This is a genomic window from Streptomyces sp. NPDC039424 (genome assembly GCF_055639495.1).
Genome location: NZ_JBVKAI010000004.1, coordinates 343,569 through 358,477, shown reverse-complemented (window position 1 = coordinate 358,477; position 14,909 = coordinate 343,569). Strand labels below are relative to the sequence as shown.

General features: G+C 72.8%; 15 protein-coding genes, 1 tRNA gene and 1 pseudogene. 9 read left to right on the top strand and 8 right to left on the bottom strand.

Annotation, left to right across the window (positions count from 1 at the left end):
• Positions 1-8 precede the first annotated feature (8 nt).
• From ACZ7L0_RS12945 to ACZ7L0_RS12930, 4 genes are all read right to left on the bottom strand, one after another.
• Entirely contained in the window at positions 9-1,442 is a 1,434-nt protein-coding gene (locus tag ACZ7L0_RS12945) for a Cys-Gln thioester bond-forming surface protein (RefSeq protein WP_471242492.1), read from the bottom strand.
• A gap of 171 nt (positions 1,443-1,613) precedes the next feature.
• Positions 1,614-2,078 (bottom strand): single-stranded DNA-binding protein, encoded by a 465-nt coding sequence (locus ACZ7L0_RS12940; RefSeq protein WP_471242491.1) that lies wholly within the window; start codon positions 2,076-2,078, stop codon positions 1,614-1,616.
• A 185-nt stretch (positions 2,079-2,263) separates the two neighbouring features.
• On the bottom strand, positions 2,264-4,255 hold the full coding sequence (locus ACZ7L0_RS12935) for a YfjP family GTPase (protein WP_471242490.1): 1,992 nt from the start codon (positions 4,253-4,255) through the stop codon (positions 2,264-2,266).
• 213 nt (positions 4,256-4,468) lie between these two features.
• Positions 4,469-6,076, bottom strand: coding sequence for a dynamin family protein (locus tag ACZ7L0_RS12930; protein ID WP_471242489.1), 1,608 nt, complete (start codon positions 6,074-6,076; stop codon positions 4,469-4,471).
• 267 nt (positions 6,077-6,343) lie between these two features.
• Between ACZ7L0_RS12930 and ACZ7L0_RS12925 the strand changes: the two genes are divergently transcribed.
• The 6 genes and pseudogenes from ACZ7L0_RS12925 (at position 6,344) to ACZ7L0_RS12900 (ending at position 8,890) form a co-directional block, all read left to right on the top strand.
• A tRNA-Arg gene (locus tag ACZ7L0_RS12925) sits at positions 6,344-6,416 on the top strand.
• Positions 6,417-6,716: 300 nt separating this feature from the next.
• Positions 6,717-6,791, top strand: a pseudogene (locus tag ACZ7L0_RS12920) (GntR family transcriptional regulator); the annotation flags it as partial.
• 21 nt (positions 6,792-6,812) lie between these two features.
• Complete coding sequence (locus ACZ7L0_RS12915) at positions 6,813-6,959, top strand: DUF7660 family protein (RefSeq protein WP_471242488.1); 147 nt, start codon at positions 6,813-6,815, stop codon at positions 6,957-6,959.
• A 132-nt stretch (positions 6,960-7,091) separates the two neighbouring features.
• On the top strand, positions 7,092-7,409 hold the full coding sequence (locus tag ACZ7L0_RS12910) for a hypothetical protein (RefSeq protein WP_471242487.1): 318 nt from the start codon (positions 7,092-7,094) through the stop codon (positions 7,407-7,409).
• A complete protein-coding gene (locus ACZ7L0_RS12905) occupies positions 7,388-7,732 on the top strand; it encodes a hypothetical protein (protein WP_471242486.1) in 345 nt (114 codons plus the stop codon). The genes ACZ7L0_RS12910 and ACZ7L0_RS12905 overlap by 22 nt, the downstream gene beginning before the upstream one ends.
• A gap of 198 nt (positions 7,733-7,930) precedes the next feature.
• The gene (locus ACZ7L0_RS12900; RefSeq protein ID WP_471242485.1) at positions 7,931-8,890 is read left to right on the top strand and encodes a D-2-hydroxyacid dehydrogenase family protein; all 960 of its coding nucleotides are present in this window, start codon (positions 7,931-7,933) and stop codon (positions 8,888-8,890) included.
• A 28-nt stretch (positions 8,891-8,918) separates the two neighbouring features.
• Here ACZ7L0_RS12900 and ACZ7L0_RS12895 read toward each other — a convergent pair whose 3' ends face one another.
• The 4 genes from ACZ7L0_RS12895 to ACZ7L0_RS12880 form a co-directional block, all read right to left on the bottom strand.
• The gene (locus tag ACZ7L0_RS12895; protein WP_471242484.1) at positions 8,919-9,785 is read right to left on the bottom strand and encodes a tyrosinase family protein; all 867 of its coding nucleotides are present in this window, start codon (positions 9,783-9,785) and stop codon (positions 8,919-8,921) included.
• Complete coding sequence (locus tag ACZ7L0_RS12890; protein ID WP_471242483.1) at positions 9,769-10,170, bottom strand: tyrosinase family oxidase copper chaperone; 402 nt, start codon at positions 10,168-10,170, stop codon at positions 9,769-9,771. Before ACZ7L0_RS12890 ends, ACZ7L0_RS12895 begins: the two co-directional genes overlap by 17 nt.
• Positions 10,167-10,394: a hypothetical protein gene (locus tag ACZ7L0_RS12885; protein ID WP_471242482.1), complete on the bottom strand. Its 228-nt coding sequence runs from the start codon at positions 10,392-10,394 to the stop codon at positions 10,167-10,169. Before ACZ7L0_RS12885 ends, ACZ7L0_RS12890 begins: the two co-directional genes overlap by 4 nt.
• A 116-nt stretch (positions 10,395-10,510) precedes the next feature.
• The gene (locus ACZ7L0_RS12880; RefSeq protein WP_471242481.1) at positions 10,511-10,789 is read right to left on the bottom strand and encodes a hypothetical protein; all 279 of its coding nucleotides are present in this window, start codon (positions 10,787-10,789) and stop codon (positions 10,511-10,513) included.
• 347 nt (positions 10,790-11,136) lie between these two features.
• On the opposite strand from ACZ7L0_RS12880, the gene ACZ7L0_RS12875 reads away from it, so the two are divergent.
• From ACZ7L0_RS12875 to ACZ7L0_RS12865, 3 genes are read left to right on the top strand one after another with little or no spacing between them, the layout of a single operon-like run.
• Entirely contained in the window at positions 11,137-12,249 is a 1,113-nt protein-coding gene (locus ACZ7L0_RS12875; protein ID WP_471242480.1) for a DUF3344 domain-containing protein, read from the top strand.
• Positions 12,250-12,298: 49 nt separating this feature from the next.
• The gene (locus tag ACZ7L0_RS12870) at positions 12,299-13,480 is read left to right on the top strand and encodes a glycosyltransferase (RefSeq protein ID WP_471242479.1); all 1,182 of its coding nucleotides are present in this window, start codon (positions 12,299-12,301) and stop codon (positions 13,478-13,480) included.
• Entirely contained in the window at positions 13,477-14,904 is a 1,428-nt protein-coding gene (locus tag ACZ7L0_RS12865) for an exopolysaccharide biosynthesis polyprenyl glycosylphosphotransferase (RefSeq protein WP_471242478.1), read from the top strand. The genes ACZ7L0_RS12870 and ACZ7L0_RS12865 overlap by 4 nt, the downstream gene beginning before the upstream one ends.
• Positions 14,905-14,909 lie beyond the last annotated feature (5 nt).

The following is a 14,909-nucleotide window of genomic DNA, read 5'->3' as shown; positions in this document are numbered from 1 at the left end:
CGCGCCCGTCAGCGGTTCGTCGGTGTTTCCCGGTGGCGGAGGATCAGCAGTACGCCGCCGCCGATGACCACCAGGCCTATGGCCACGCCCGCGATCAGGGGGGTCATGGAGGAGCCGCCGGTCGCGGCGAGGTTGGTGTCGGCGGCTGTGCCTCCCACCGACGCCGGGCTCGGCTCGCTGAGGGTCTGGACCGCGTCACCGGTCTCGGCGGACTGGGTCTTGCAGTCCAGGACGCCGGTGAAGCGCTGCTGGAAGCCGCCCGGGCCGGTGATGGTGAAGTCGTAGGCCTGGTCTTCCTGGAGGGGGATGGCCACCGTGCGGGAGGCGCCCGCGGCGATGGTGTACTCGGTCTCCATCAGTTCGAAGGTGAACGGCTTGTCGCCGGTGTTGGCCGCGGTGATGTCCAGGGTGCCCTTGGCGCAGTTCTCGGCGGCCGACAGGGCCGGTATCGCGCCCTTCGCCGCCCAGCCGGCGCTCGCGGTGGCGGAGACCGTCGACTCGCTGGAGCCGGCCAGGATCTGGGTCTGGCTGCGGCTGTCGGAGGTGAAGGCGCGGCCGACCGGGACGGTGGTCGACGCCTGGACGGTCAGCTCGGCGGAGCCGTCCGCGGCGTCCTCGGGGACGTCGAAGAAGAGCTGGCTGCCGTCCGAGGCCGAGGTGACCGGCTTGCCGGTCTTGTCGACGATGCGCACGCCGGTGATCGCCGCGTCCGCCGGCGGTGTCACCGTCACACCGCGCGCGTTGGTGTGCACCGTCACCGGGCCGAGCAGCCCACCGGGGCGGCCGGAGACCGCGGGCGGGTCGAGGGTGAGGGAGGCCTTGGGCTCCGCCACGTAACGGGCGCTCTTCTCCAGGTAGTCCGCGAGCTTCTCGGCCTGCGGGTCGACGGCGTCGACGTCCGCGCCGTCGGAGTAGCGCCAGATGGCGACCTGCGTGCCGGCCGCGGCGTCCTGCTCGGTGAGGCCGCGGGCGCCCGCCCGGTCGGCGAGCGCCGCGAGGTCGTTCACCTGGGGATAGGAGTTCTGCAGGATCCAACGGATGTCGCCGGACCGCTTGTTGGTGCCGAGCGAGGTGCCGCTCCAGGGCGTCTCCTGGTACTTGGCGTCCTTCTGCGTGGGGTTGTGCAGGTCGACGCAGTACGTCTGCAGGGTGCCGCCGCCCTCGACGGACATCTCGAACAGGCCCGCGGACACCCGCTGGTCGCCGCCGTCCTCGTGGATCACGGCCTCGCCGTACGTCTTCAGGCCGCCGATGGTGGCGGTCGCCCCGCCCTGGTGCTGCGGCGCCCCGTCGGCGGCGGCCGCACCGGCCCCGGCGAGCACACCGGTGGCCGCCAGCCCGGAGACCAGGGCGGCGGCGGCCAGTCGGGCCGGCCCGCGTCCACGCGCTGACCGCGTAGACGCAGTGGCGAACCCCGAGGACCCAGAGAACGCAGAAAGCACAGAATTCCCTTCGAGCAGGACCCGTTGACGTGGGGGGAACGGTCCCACCAGCAGAATCAGCAGCCCCGAGAGCTACGCCCGGTATCCTATGGATCAAGCGCACCGCGCTCGGCTGTCATATCGTCCGATGACCGATCCGACTCGGAATCGTTATCGCGGCTGTGGCTGACGTCACGTCACCGCAGCGGGCTCCGGCTGCTGTTGGGCGGGTGCGTCGGAGCCGTCCGCGGGCGGTGTCTCCCAGGTGGGTTCCGGTCGTCGCGGGATAGCCGCCTCCGGCTTGGCCGCGCGCCGGAAGGCCGAGGTGCCGCGGGCCATGTCGTGGCCGATCGCCACGGCGTCGAGGTCCGCGGAGGACCACTTCTGCCCGTCGCGGGTCTCCTCGCGGACCTTCAGCCTGCCCTGGACCACGACGGGGTCTCCCAGGTTCAGCGAGGCCGCCGCGTTGACCGCGAGCTGCCGGTTGGCCCACACCGTGAAGAAGTTGGTGTGGCCGTCCGTCCAGGCGTTCTTCTCCCGGTCCCAGTAGCGCGAGGTCACCGCCAGCCGGAACCGCACCGACGGGCCCGAGGCCAGCTCCCGGTACACCAGCTGCGTCGCCACGTTGCCCACCGCGCATACCATCGTCTCGTTCATCGCGAATCCCTCCCTCGCCCGGTCGCTTCCGCCGGGCAGATACGCGTACGGGCCCGTCCCGTACGGCCGCGTCTGCGAAACAGACTGCAGCCGTCGGGCCGGGCCCGCAGAGCGCTGTGGACCACCGGCCGGCTGTGGAAAAGTCCGTCACCCGGACGAGCGATCCACACCCTTGGGGACAGGGCTCACCCCACCGTGGCGCCCTCCCTGGTGACCCGCACGTACTGCTCGCGCACCTCCCGGTAGCGCAGCAGCTCCGCGGCCACCGGATCGAGCACCTGGGCCCGGCCGCAGCCCGCGGCGGCCTCCCTCAGCCGGCGCTCCGCGTCCTGGCCGTACCGCCGTGCCGGGCCGCGCGCCGCGATCCGGCAGCTCCACTCGACGAGCGGGCCGCCGACGATGCCGGACACCATCAGCAGCACCGGCACGCCCAGGTTGGGCGCCATGACGCCGACGATCTGGCACACCAGCCACAGACCGCCCACGATCTGCAGCAGGGTCATGGCCGCCTGGACCATCACGGCCACCGGCCACCAGCCCGGCCGCGGCGGACGCCCGGACGGCAGCCCCGCCTGCGACGCCAGCCCGTCCAGCGCCTCGGACAGTCCCTGCGACCCTCGTACGGCCGCCTCCCGCACCGCCTGCGCCCACGGCCCGGGCAACCCCGCCGAGGCCCGGTCGGCCACCGTGCGCACCGCCTGCTCGACCCGCTGGCGCGCCGTGGCCTCCTCGTCCGTCGGCGGGCGCACCGCGAGCCGTCCCGTGGAGGGTTCGCGGCGGCCCTGGGACCACCGCCACAGCCGCAGCCAGGGGGTGCCGCAGGCCCGGTTGGCGTTGCGCAGCCAGACACGTTCGGCGGCCTCTCCGGCGGCGGTGGCGCCCACGGCGTCCGCGAGCCGGGCGGCGAACTCCTCGCGCGCCTCCTCGCTCAGCCCGGCGCGCCGCCCGGTGGCGTACACGGGCCGCAGCCGGTCCGCGGCGGCGTCCACGTCGGCCGCGATACGGCGGGCAGCCGCCCCGCGCTCGGTGACGAACTCCCCGAGCGCCTCGCGCAGGTCGGCCACGCCGTCCCCGGTGAGCGCGGACAGGGCGAGCACGTTCGCGCCCGGTTCGCCGTACTCCCCCAGGGCGACACCGTCGTCGTCGAGCAGCCGCCGCAGGTCGTCGAGGACCTGGTCGGCGGCCTCCCCGGGGAGCCGGTCGACCTGGTTGAGGACGACGAACATGACCTCCGCGTGGCCCGCCATGGGCCGCAGATAGCGCTCGTGGAGCACCGCGTCGGCGTACTTCTCGGGGTCGACGACCCAGATGACCGCGTCGACGAGCCGCAGGATGCGGTCCACCTGCTCGCGGTGCTCCACGGCCGCGGAGTCGTGGTCGGGCAGGTCGATCAGGACCAGCCCGCGCAGCTGCGCCTCCGTCTCCGGGCTGTGCATCGGACGCCGGCGCAGCCGTCCGGGAATCCCGAGCCGGTCGATGAGGGTCGCCGCGCCGTCGCTCCAGCTGCACGCGATGGGCGCGGCGGTGGTCGGCCGCCGTACGCCGGTCTCCGAGATGGTCACCCCGGCGAGGGCGTTGAACAGCGTCGACTTGCCGCTGCCGGTGGCGCCGGCGATGGCGACGACGGTGTGCTGACCGGAGAGCTTGCGGCGCGCCACCGCCTCGTCGAGGACCCGGCCCGCCTCGGCGAGCGTCTTGCTGTCGAGCCGGGTACGGGAGAGCCCGACCAGTTCGCGCAGGGCGTCGAGCCGCGAGCGCAGCGGGCCGTCGTACGCGAGGGGCGTCACCCGCTGGGCGCCGGGCATCCTGGTCTCGAAGCCGGGGACCTGGTCGGCGGCGGTGGAGCCCTCGGTCACCCGCCGGGCGATGAGGCCGTCGTCCCAGACGTCCCCGCCGTCCGCCGCCGGTTCGGGGCCGTCGTCGTCCCGCTGCCCGCTCTTCGTCCGCCCCGCCGCCCGCCCGACCTTGCCCTCGCCGTCGTCCCCGTCCTCGTCCGGGGCCGGGGCATGGGCCGGGGCCTGGGGCTGGTCCTTCCCGGCAGGCTCTGCGCCGTCTCCGGGGAGACCTTTGCCGTGGTCCTCGGGGGTGGGCGCCGCGTCCCTGAGGGCCGGTTCGTCAGCGGGAGCCATGGGGTCGTCCACGCGGTCGAGGTGATCGTTGCGATCCGTGCGATCCATGCGATCTGCGCGATCCGTACCCTGATCCACTCCGCGTTCCGGTCCGCCATCCCCGCTGCGATCCATGGGGTCCGTGGGGCCCATGGGGTCCATGAGGTCCATTCGGTCCACGTGGCTCATGTGGTGCACCTGGTCCCTGTGATCCATGTGATCCGTACGGCCCATGTGGTCCATGTGGTCCGTGTGGTCGTGGTCAGTGACGGCGGTCACCGGTCACCTCTCCTTCTGCAGTACGGACAGCGCGGCGATGAGTTCGGCCTGGGGATCGGGATGGATCTCCAGCGCGTCGAGCGGGGCGAGGCGGCGTTCGCGTTCGCCGTGCATGACCCGGTCCACGTAGTCGGTGAGCAGCCGCCCGGCACGGTCGCGCAGCCGCAGCGCGCCGTGGGCGCCGATCCGCTCGCCGAGGCCCTCGCCCGCGGAACGCGCCCGGCGCCCGCCCAGCAGGGCGGTGGCGACCAGGGCGGCGATCAGCTCGGGGTCGGGGGCGACGCTGCGGTCGAGCTCGCGCACCTCGTCCTCGGCGTACTCCTCGAGTTCGCGCCGCCACCTCCGTACGGCGATACCGATACGGTGCTCGGCGCTCTCCAGGTAGGGATCCCGGTCGGTGAGTTCCGGGGCGCCCGCGGCGGGCTCGCGCCGCCAGGCGTCGTCGACGCGTTCGTCGGCGGCGGTGACGGAGCACAGCAGCAGCGCGGCCAGGCTCTCCGCCAGGGCGTCGAGGAGTTCCCCGGCGGCGCAGTCGAGCGGGAAGGCGCGCCAGCGCTTCAGCGCGTCCCCGGCGAGTACGGCCCCGCCCTGCAGCCGTGCCCTTACGCGCGCGTGCTCGGTGTCGTACGCGGTGTCGACGGCGGCCGTGAGCCGCAGGGCGGCCGCGTACTGGGCGGCGGCGGCGCTCGCCAGCTCGGGCAGGCGCGCCTTGAGGGATTCGAGGACGCCGTGTGCCGTACGGGTCATCACGCGCTGGCGGTACCCGGAGTCCTGCGCCTGCTGCAGGAGCCAGGCCCGCAGCGGCGCGACGGCGGTGCCGGGCAGCAGACCCCCGCCCCAGGCCGACTCGGGCAGTTCGGGCACGGTGAAGCGGGGTACCTCGCCGAGCCCGGCCTTGGCGAGCAGCGCCCCGTACTGCCGCGAGACCTCGGAGACCACCTGGTGGGGCACCCGGTCGAGGACGGTCACCAGTGCGGCGTCGTACTCCTTGGCGGTCCGCAGCAGATGCCAGGGCACCGCGTCGGCGTACCGGGCGGCCGTCGTGACCATGATCCAGATGTCGGCCGCGCAGATCAGTTCGGCGGCGAGGACGCGGTTGTCCGCGACCAGGGAGTCGATGTCGGGGGCGTCGAGCAGGGCGAGGCCGCGCGGGAGGCTGTCGGCGGTCTCGATCCGCAGCACGCGCGCGGGATCCTCCCCCGGGACCGCGAGGTCGTCCCCCGTGTCCTGCTGGGGCACCCACACGCGGGTGAGGTCGGGCAGCACCCGCATTCCGCTGAACCAGTGATGGTCCTCCGGGTTGCACACCAGTACCGGCGTCCGGGTCGTCGGCCGCAGCACGCCGGCCTCGCTGACCCGTCGCCCCACGAGGGAGTTGACCAGCGTCGACTTGCCTGCCCCGGTCGAGCCCCCGACGACCGCCAGCAACGGCGCTTCGGGCTCCCGCAACCGGGGCACCAAGTAGTCGTCGAGCTGCGCGAGTAGCTCGTCGCGGTTGGCACGCGCGCGCGGGGCACCCGCCAGGGGCAGCGGGAAGCGTGCGGCGGCGACGCGGTCGCGCAGGGTGGAGAGTGCGTCGAGCAGCTGAGGCCGTACGTCCAAGGTCACCACATGCGAAGAATGCCCAATTTTAGGGGAATTCTGAAGCATATAGACATGTCTGCGCGCCGACGGGACACAACGGACGGAAGGGACGACTGGGACACGGGCACAGTCCAGGCATAACGAGTGCACAACACCCGCTGGTATCGGACGCCAAAAGCGGTGCACGATTCGTACCTGCCTGCGATTATCAGGACCGCTTCACCGAACCTCCACATCGAGCCACGGAGGCGAAGCAACAGGGACGAGGACCCGGGAGCCCTATCCTTGTCCCCGGCCCCCGTAGCTCAGTGGATAGAGCAGGCGCCTTCTAAGCGCTTGGCCGCAGGTTCGAGTCCTGCCGGGGGCGCCCACGTTCCGCCCTCCTTCGGGAGGGCGTTTTTGCTGGTCAGAGCGGGTGATGCGCAACGCGGGTTCGCCCCGGACGCCCTCCTGATGATCAAGGGTGGACTCCGAGCTCGTCCTGCTGTCACCGGGGTTTCGCGGGGCTGTGCCGAATGCCCGTCGGAGTTCTCGACCCGGGGAAGATCAGCCAACGCCCGGCGGATGACGGAGCCGGCGAGGATGTCACCGGATCAGCGGAACCGTTGGTCACCGGACTGGCGAGTCGGGCCGGGCTCGAGAGCTGCTGAATTCGCAGGGTGTGTTGGCAGTCCTGGGCATCCAGAAGGCCGCGCTCGTCACGCACATCCGGCGGACGTACTACAGCGACCAGGGGCGTCCCGAAGGAAGCTGATGGGAGAGCGTGGACCTTCCGAGCTTCTTGGAGGCCTTGGCCGCCTGGATCGACGATGCGGACGGTTGGTACGGCAACACCGGCCGGGAGTTGCCGCCCGGCGGTGACTGGACGTTCTTCGCCCGAGCTCTGCAAGCGGCGACCCTGTACGAGTAGGCCGAGCCGTGTCGAATGCGTGTCGAAGGCCAGTCGATGACGCGCTCGGCACGGAAGAGAAGCAGGGCGCGGAGGCGCCGGTTTCCTGTGCCGGCAGTGGTCACGGGTCTCCAGGGTGGCCATGATCTGTTCATGGACGAATACGCGTGGCCTGCGGGCCCCAGAGTGCCGGCGCCGGATGTGGTTCTGCGGAGCTGGGCGGCGACCGTCGCGGCTCTGCCTGTCGGGGCCCGAGTCACCGGAGAGGTCATCGGGCGCCAGCGCTTCGGGGTCTTCGTCCTCCTCGACGGTGTCCCGAACACCGTGGCGCTGGCCGAGGTCAGTGCGATGCCGCACAGCATGGAGCTGCCCGCCCTCGGGGTCCGCGTCGAGGGCGAGGTCCTCTGGCATGCCGAGCACAACTACCAGGTGAAGATCAGACTCGATGAGTGGACGACGTCTGCCGAGTGATCGTGCGGCGTGGCCGGGAGCTGGTGCGGGAGATGTTCGAGGAGTGGGACGTCACCTCCTGGCTGGTCGGGCTGCACACGCTCGCCGGCTGTCTGGCGACGGTGGGGCGCCCGGCGGACGGCGCCGTGCTGCTGGGCACGGTGGCGGCGATCGGCGGCCGGATCGGGTTCTTCCCCGAGCGGATGGACCCGCTGGACGGACCCCGCAACGTCGAGACCGTACGGGCGGCGCTCCGCGCGGACGAGTTCGACCTGCGGTTCGCCGAGGGACGCGGGCTGTCGCGCACCGAGGCGACGGCGTACGTGCGGGACCTGCTGGGCTGATCCCGCGCGTCCGACGCCGCCGCCCGCGACCACGTCGTGGCGGCGACGTCGTTCCGGTCGGGCTGTTCCACCGGGACGGACCGCTGCCCTCGGGCATGCCCCGGCGGACTCCTCCCATCGGAAAGCACCGGCCCAGGACCGTCCGGGTCCGGCCGGTACAGTCACCGGCGGATCACCGGCCGAGGAGGGGGAGAAGACGTGCGGCTTCGCTGTGCGGTACTGGACGACTTCCAGGGGGTGGCGGCCGGATTCGCCGACTGGTCGGTGATCGAGGACGAGGTGGAGGTCGTCGCGCTGCGCGAGCATTTCGCCGACGAGGACGCCCTGGCCGCGGCGCTGGCGGGCTTCGACATCGTGGTCACCCTGCGCGAGCGCGTGCCGTTCCCCGGTTCGCTTCTCGCCCGGCTGCCCCGGCTACGGCTGCTGGTCGCCACGGGCATGCGCAACAGCGTCATCGACTACGCCGCCGCCGAGGCGAACGGCGTCACCGTGTGCGGTACGGCGAGTTCGTCCACCCCGCCGGTCGAACTGACCTGGGCCCTGCTGCTCGGCCTCGCCCGCGGCATCGTCGAGGAGGCCAACTCCCTGCGTTCCGGCGGCCCCTGGCAGTCCACGGTCGGTGCCGACCTGCACGGCCGCCGGCTGGGCCTGCTGGGGCTCGGGAAGATCGGCAGCCGGGTGGCGCGGGTCGGGCTCGCCTTCGGCATGCGGGTCAGCGCCTGGAGCCAGAACCTCACCAAGGAGCGCGCCGACGAGGTGGGCGTCGACCTCGCCCCCTCCAAGGAGGAACTCCTCGGGACCGCCGACTTCGTCTCCGTCCACCTGGCTCTCGGCGACCGCACCCGCGGCCTGCTCGGCCCGGCCGAACTAGCCCTGATGAAACCGACCGCGTACCTGGTCAACACCTCCCGCGCGGCCATCGTCGACCAGGACGCCCTGCTGTCCGCCCTGCACGAGGGCCGCATCGCGGGCGCCGCCGTGGACGTCTTCGACACCGAGCCGCTCCCGGCCGGCCACCCGCTGCGCACCGCCCCCCGCCTCCTGGCCACCCCGCACCTCGGATACGTCTCCCGGGACAACTACACGACGTACTACGGCCAGGCGGTGGAGGACATCCGGGCGTACCTCTCGGGTTCCCCGGTACGACGGCTGCCCTGAGCACGAGGGACCGCTCGCCCGTCGCCCCCTACGCGTACCGGTACAACCGGCTGTGGTCCTCCAGCTCCTCCGGGGTCACGTCCCACGGCGGCATCCGCTCGCCCCGCGCGACGACCCGTCCGTGCTGGGCGTCCCGTCGGGTGAGCGGCTTCGCCGGGAGGTAGTGGGCGCCCGGGTGGCGCCGCTGCCAGCGGGACCAGAGGAGGTCGACGAAGGCGTGGTGCAGCCAGAAGACGGGGTCGTTGACGGAGGCGCCGCCCACCATGTGGCCGCCGACCCAGCGGTGCACCCGGTTGTGGTTGAGCCAGGAGGCGGCACCCTTGCCCGGCCCCCACCCCTCCAGCCTGTTGCGGAACCCCTTGGCCGAGGTGGAGTCCCAGGGAGCCGTGTCGTAGACGCGGTCGGCGAGGGCCCGCTCCAGGTCCCTGGCCGTCGGCAGTGCGATCCGGTCGGCGGCGCGGCCCAGGTCGCGCTGGAGGTACTCGGTGTCGGTGACCCCCACCCTGATGGTCCATCTGCCGCGTCGGTGGGCGAAGGGGCCCGTCATGACCTGCCGGTCGGACCTCCGCCCGGTGCCGCCGAGCAGGTCCTCGGTCCACGGCACGGCCGTCGCGCTGCGCTCGCGCGTCCAGTCCCAGTACGGGACGGTCACCGAGTCGTCCACTCGGCGCAGCGCCCGCTCCAGGTCCAGCAGGAACTTGCGGTGCCAGGGCAGGAAGGAGGGCGCCATGTGGGCGGCGCGCAGGCCCTTCTCGCCGTCGGGCTTGTAGTACTCGATGTGCGTGCGCACGAACTCGTCGTACTCACCGCTGCGTTTGACCTCCAGCAGCGCGCTGACGAGCCGGCGCCGTTCGGACCGGGTGAGCGTGCTGACGTCCTTACGCGTGTACACCACTGCGCTGCTCCCCCTCGGTCTCCCCGCAGACGCCGCCGTCCGGCGCGCCCGGCCGCTCGCCGGGACCGAGTTCGTCGACGGCCGCGCGCGCGGCATCGAGCGGGGTCGGGTACGACTGGTAGTGGTCGATCATGCTCATCCAGGTGCCGTCCGCCCGGCGCATCAGATGCAGCGGCCGGCCGTCCACGGTGACCCGCCAGGCGCCGTCGCCGCCGGACCGCCCGGCGTCGTGCCGGGCGCCGACGATGCGGCGCCGGCGATACGTCTCGTCGAACCCCGTCTGTTCGGGCCCTGCCGACCCCGAGGACGCGAGGACCGGGGTGAGGGCCACCCCGGCCCCCGCCCCGAAGAGCCCCCGCAGTACCCGCCTGCGGCCCGCCGTCATCGGCCGTTCCACCGCTGGTGGAAGGAGAACGTCGTGTCCTCGGCGTCCGAGTCGGCGGCGTGCCGCAGCGACGGCAGGGAGAACGAGCCCCCGGGGAGCCGTTCCGCCACCTGGATGTGGTTGGCGGTCTTGCCCTCCCCGTCGCCCTCGGCGGCGGCGGGCGTGGCGGCACCGGCCACGACCAGGCACCCGGCGGCGACGGCGGCGGCCTTCAGAGACTTCATCGTGTGTTCCTTTCGGCGGAATCCAACAAGTCACCGGAATTGCTTCATCAAGCCCTCGGGCAATCGGAAGGCCGACTCCGCAAGGCGCGGAATCGGCCTCTTCGGAGCGGAATTGCTCAGCGCAGCGGAACACCGCCGAGCAGCTGCTTGCCGCCGGCCAGGGCGTTGGCCGAGCCCTGCACCGTGTTCACCACCGAGTCCTTCTTCTTGGTGTCGAGCGCGCCCAGCTGCTGCTGCAGCGGCTTCGACTGGACGGGACCCTTGGTGAGCGTGCTCACCGCGCCGTTGAGGCTGGTGTGCGTCGCGTCGGTGGCGCTGTGGGCGAACGCGGGCGCGGCGGAACCGGCGAGGGCCACGGCCCCGGCGACGACAACGGCAGCCTTCAGAGACTTCATCGTGTTCCTTTCTTCGGCCACGTGGCGCGGCCGGAGGAATTTCTGACGCCATGTCCAACGATCCCCGACCGGTCCGGTAACCCCGCGCACGGAAGATTGCCGAGTCCTCATATGAGATTTCCGAGCGGCGACGGACGGTGACCGGCGCGGGCGGCACGGCGGCCGGTGCGGCGGGGGCGCGGCGGTGCGATCGGCTTCACGGTTCCGACACACTTGTCCGGTTTCGTCAGATTTGTTCCGAAATCGACTAGAGTTGCACACCTCCCGACGCATGCCTTCGGCACGCACATCGCCTGCGTGCCGTCCCCCCTGACATCGCAACCTTTTCCGAAAGGGCAACGCCGGTCATGCGCAATCCCAAGGTCCCTCTGCTGCGCCGCGCGACGGTGGGCGCCCTCGCCCTCGCCGGGAGCTGGGTCCCCGTCTGTGCCCTGGCGGCCACGCCCGCCGCGGAGCCGTCCCCGGAGGCGAACCGCGTCCCGTTCGCCGAGCGGTACCACGCGCTCCAGCACGGCGGCATCGTCCGCGCCGCCAACTCCTCCATCAGCTGCCGTCCGACGGCGCGCTCCTGCACCGCCGCGCGAGGCGGCAAGGCCGGGGTGAACGGCCACTTCGACACGGCCTACATCGATGTCGACAAGGACCCCAACACCTACAACTCCTCCCGCGCCGAGGTCCGTCTGCCCAAGGGCTCCCGGGTCAGCTACGCACGGCTGTACTGGGGCGGCAACCTGCGCGTCGGCGAGCAGAAGCCGCCGGAGGACAACGGCCACGTGCTGATCGCCGAACCCGGCGGGCAGTACAAGGAGATCTTCGCGGACACGGTCGTCGGCCACCGCGTGGCGAACGGCGCGGACGCCTTCCAGGCCTCGGCGGACATCACCCGCCTGGTACGCGACAGCAAGCAGGGCCTGTACACCGTGGCCCAGGTCAACGTGGCAGGAGGGAAGTCGGCGGCCGGCGCCTGGGGCGGCTGGACGCTGGTGGTGGCGTACGCGAACCCGAAGGAACCGCTGCGGCACCTGTCCCTCTGGGACGGCTTCGACGCGCTGAAGTCCGGCGCCGGACAGCAGATCCGGCTGCGCGGCGTGCGCTTCGCCGCCGGCGCGGGCGGCCGCGCGGGCCTGGTGGCGTACGACGGCGACCGCGGCATCACCGGTGACACCCTCACCCTCACGACCAGCCGGGCGAACACCCGCCAACCCCGCCGCCTGGTCACCGCGCTCAGCGGTCCCGGCAACCCCCGCGCCGACATCCTGAACTCCTCGATCGGCCAGCCCGGGAAGAGCGCGCCGAAACGCGTGCCGGCGTACGTCAACACCCTCGGCTACGACTCCGACGTGTTCGATCTCAAGAAGGGTCTGCGAGGCGGCGGCGACCAGCTGGCCTTCCGGCTCGTCGCGCGGCGGGACGTGGCATGGGCCGGCGCGCTCTTCGTAGCCGTCGACGCCAAGAAGTGACGCGCGTTCCCTCCCCTCCCGAGCGCCACCCCGAGCGAGGACCTCGCGCATGCATCAGTCAGTAACCGACCCTCGGCCGCGCATCCTTCACCTCACCCAGCCCGTCGACGGCGGGGTCGCCCGCGTGGTGACGGACCTGGTACGGGCGCAGGTCGCGGGCGGTCTGGCCGTCACCGCGGCCTGCCCCGACGGCACGCTCACCACGGCACTGCGGGAACTGGGCGCGGACGTACGGCACTGGCACGCGACCCGGTCGCCGGGGCCCTCGCTCGCCCGGGAGGTGCGCCGTCTCGCCCGGGTGATCGACGAGGTCCGCCCCGACCTGGTGCACGCGCACAGCGCGAAGGCCGGGCTCGCCGGACGGCTCGCCGTGCGCGGACGGATCCCCACCGTGTTCCAGCCGCACGCCTGGTCGTTCGAGGCCGTCGGCGGGGTCACCTCCGCGCTCGCGCTGAGATGGGAGCGGTGGGGAGCGCGTTGGGCCTCGCGCGTGGTGTGCGTCAGCGAGGCGGAACGCGTGACCGGCGAGCGCGCCGGGATCGGCGGGCGGTGGAGCGTCATCCCCAACGGCATCGACCCGCAGCGCTTCCAGCCCGCCCAGGCCGGCCCCGTACGGGCCGGCCTGGAGCCGTTGCGCGAGGTCGGTCCCGCCGCGCCGGTCGTCGTCTGTGTGGGGCGGCTGTGCCGGCAGAAGGGACAGGACGTCCTGCTGACGGCGTGGAGTGACGTCGTCCGCAGGGTGCCCGCCGCACGTCTCGTCCTGGTCGGCGACGGCCCGGACCACGACCGGCTGCGGGCGTGCGCGCCGGAGTCGGTGCTGTTCACGGGCGCCGTCCCCGACGCCCTCCCCTGGTACCAGGCCGCGGATCTCGTCGTACTGCCGTCCCGCTGGGAGGGCATGGCGCTGGCTCCGCTGGAGGCGATGGCCTGCGAACGGCCGGTGGTCGTCACGGACGTCGACGGCGCCCGCGAGAGCCTGCCGTCCTCCCTCGCCGCCCGGTGCCTGGTACCCCCCGAGAACCCGGCAGTGCTGGCCGCAACCGTCACCGAACTGCTGCTCGACCCGCCGCTGCGCGAGTCGCTCGGCCACCGGGGGCGACGGCACGTGCTGTCCGGACACGACGTACGGCACACCGCCGAGGCGGTCGCGGACGTCTACCGCGACCTGCTCGGCGCATGGCCCGCAGGGCGTGTCGTGCCCACCGAGCACAGGGAGTCCATTCAGTCGTGACCGCGGAAAGTACTGTCCCCTCCCCCGGCCCAGAGCCCCCGGACCACGGATTCTCGTCCGTCTCGGTCCTCCCCCCGCCGGGCACCGCCCCCAGTTTCCGATTCCCCGCCCACCGGCCGCCCGTGCGGCCGGCCTCACCCGTGCCGCTGCTCGTCGCGGACGGTGCGGCCGCGCTGCTGGGCGCCCTGACCCTGACCGGAACCCAGTTCCGCCCGTTTCCCGCGGCCGTGCTGCTGGCCGCGTCATTGCTGCTGCGCCCGAACCGCGCGCGCCCCCCGGTGCCGGGGATCCTGCACGAACTGCCCGCGCTGTGCGGCCGGACCGCGGTGGCCTGGCTGGCGCTCGCGGCACTCATGGCGGCCCACCGCCCCGACCACGCGCTCTCCGCGGGCACCCTGCTGGCCGGCTTCGCCCTGCATGCGGCGGCGAACTGCGCCCTGCGCGGCGCCCTGTACGGGAGGTGGCGCACCGCGTTGCTGCGCCGCCCGCACACCGCCCTCGTCGTCGGTGAGGCGGCGACCGCGCAGCGCGTGGCCGCCGCCGTGCTGCGGCATCCGGGGTGCGGGGTGCGGCCCGTGGGGGTCGTGGCGGAGCACCAGGACGGCACCGAGGGCCTGCCCGTGCTGACGACCGACGAGGAGGTCGAGCGGGCGGCCATCCAGAACGGGGTGCGGATGGTGCTGGCCGTCCACCCCTCCGTACGGACCCGGCGGGGACCGCTGCTGCGCACGCTGGCCGAGTCGGGCTGCGAGGTGTGGGAGGTCGACGCGGACTCCCCGTCCTACGCGACGAAGGAACGGCTGGCCGGGTTCTCCTGCCGGCGCCTGGAGATGTGCGGGGAGCGCCCCGGCAGCGCGGGCAAGCGGACCCTCGACATCCTCGTCTCGGGAACGCTGCTGCTGCTGGCCGCTCCCCTGCTGCTGGCCTGCGCCGCGACGCTGCGGCTCAGTGACGGGCCGGGCGTGGTGTTCCGGCAGCAGCGCATCGGCAAGGACGGAAAACCGTTCACGCTGCTGAAGTTCCGCACGCACCGCCCGGCCGACGAGCACGAGTCGGCGACCCGGTGGAGCGTGGCGAACGAGAACGAGATGCGCGGGTTCTGCCGCATGCTGCGGCGCACCTCGCTCGACGAGCTGCTCCAGCTGTGGAACGTGCTCCGGGGCGACATGAGCCTGGTCGGGCCGCGTCCTGAACGCCCGTACTTCGTGGGTCAGTTCAGCCAGACCTACCCGGGTTACGCGGCCCGCCACCGGATGCGCACCGGCATCACCGGGCTCGCCCAGGTCCACGGGCTGCGCGGTGACACCTCGATCGAGGACCGCTGCCGGTTCGACAACGCCTACATCGACGACTGGTCGCTGTGGCAGGACGTCTGCATCCTGCTGCGCACGGCGGCCCTCGTCGTACGGCCGACCGGGAGCTGAGCGCC

Excerpts from the sequence above, each read along its gene's own strand:
- ACZ7L0_RS12940 (WP_471242491.1), bottom strand. The coding sequence starts at position 2,078 with ATGAACGAGACGATGGTATGCGCGGTGGGCAACGTGGCGACGCAGCTG.
- ACZ7L0_RS12935 (WP_471242490.1), bottom strand. The coding sequence starts at position 4,255 with ATGGATCGCACGGATCGCAACGATCACCTCGACCGCGTGGACGACCCC.
- ACZ7L0_RS12910 (WP_471242487.1), top strand. The coding sequence starts at position 7,092 with ATGGACGAATACGCGTGGCCTGCGGGCCCCAGAGTGCCGGCGCCGGAT.
- ACZ7L0_RS12890 (WP_471242483.1), bottom strand. The coding sequence starts at position 10,170 with ATGACGGCGGGCCGCAGGCGGGTACTGCGGGGGCTCTTCGGGGCGGGG.
- ACZ7L0_RS12885 (WP_471242482.1), bottom strand. The coding sequence starts at position 10,394 with ATGAAGTCTCTGAAGGCCGCCGCCGTCGCCGCCGGGTGCCTGGTCGTG.
- ACZ7L0_RS12880 (WP_471242481.1), bottom strand. The coding sequence starts at position 10,789 with ATGAAGTCTCTGAAGGCTGCCGTTGTCGTCGCCGGGGCCGTGGCCCTC.
- ACZ7L0_RS12875 (WP_471242480.1), top strand. The coding sequence starts at position 11,137 with ATGCGCAATCCCAAGGTCCCTCTGCTGCGCCGCGCGACGGTGGGCGCC.
- ACZ7L0_RS12870 (WP_471242479.1), top strand. The coding sequence starts at position 12,299 with ATGCATCAGTCAGTAACCGACCCTCGGCCGCGCATCCTTCACCTCACC.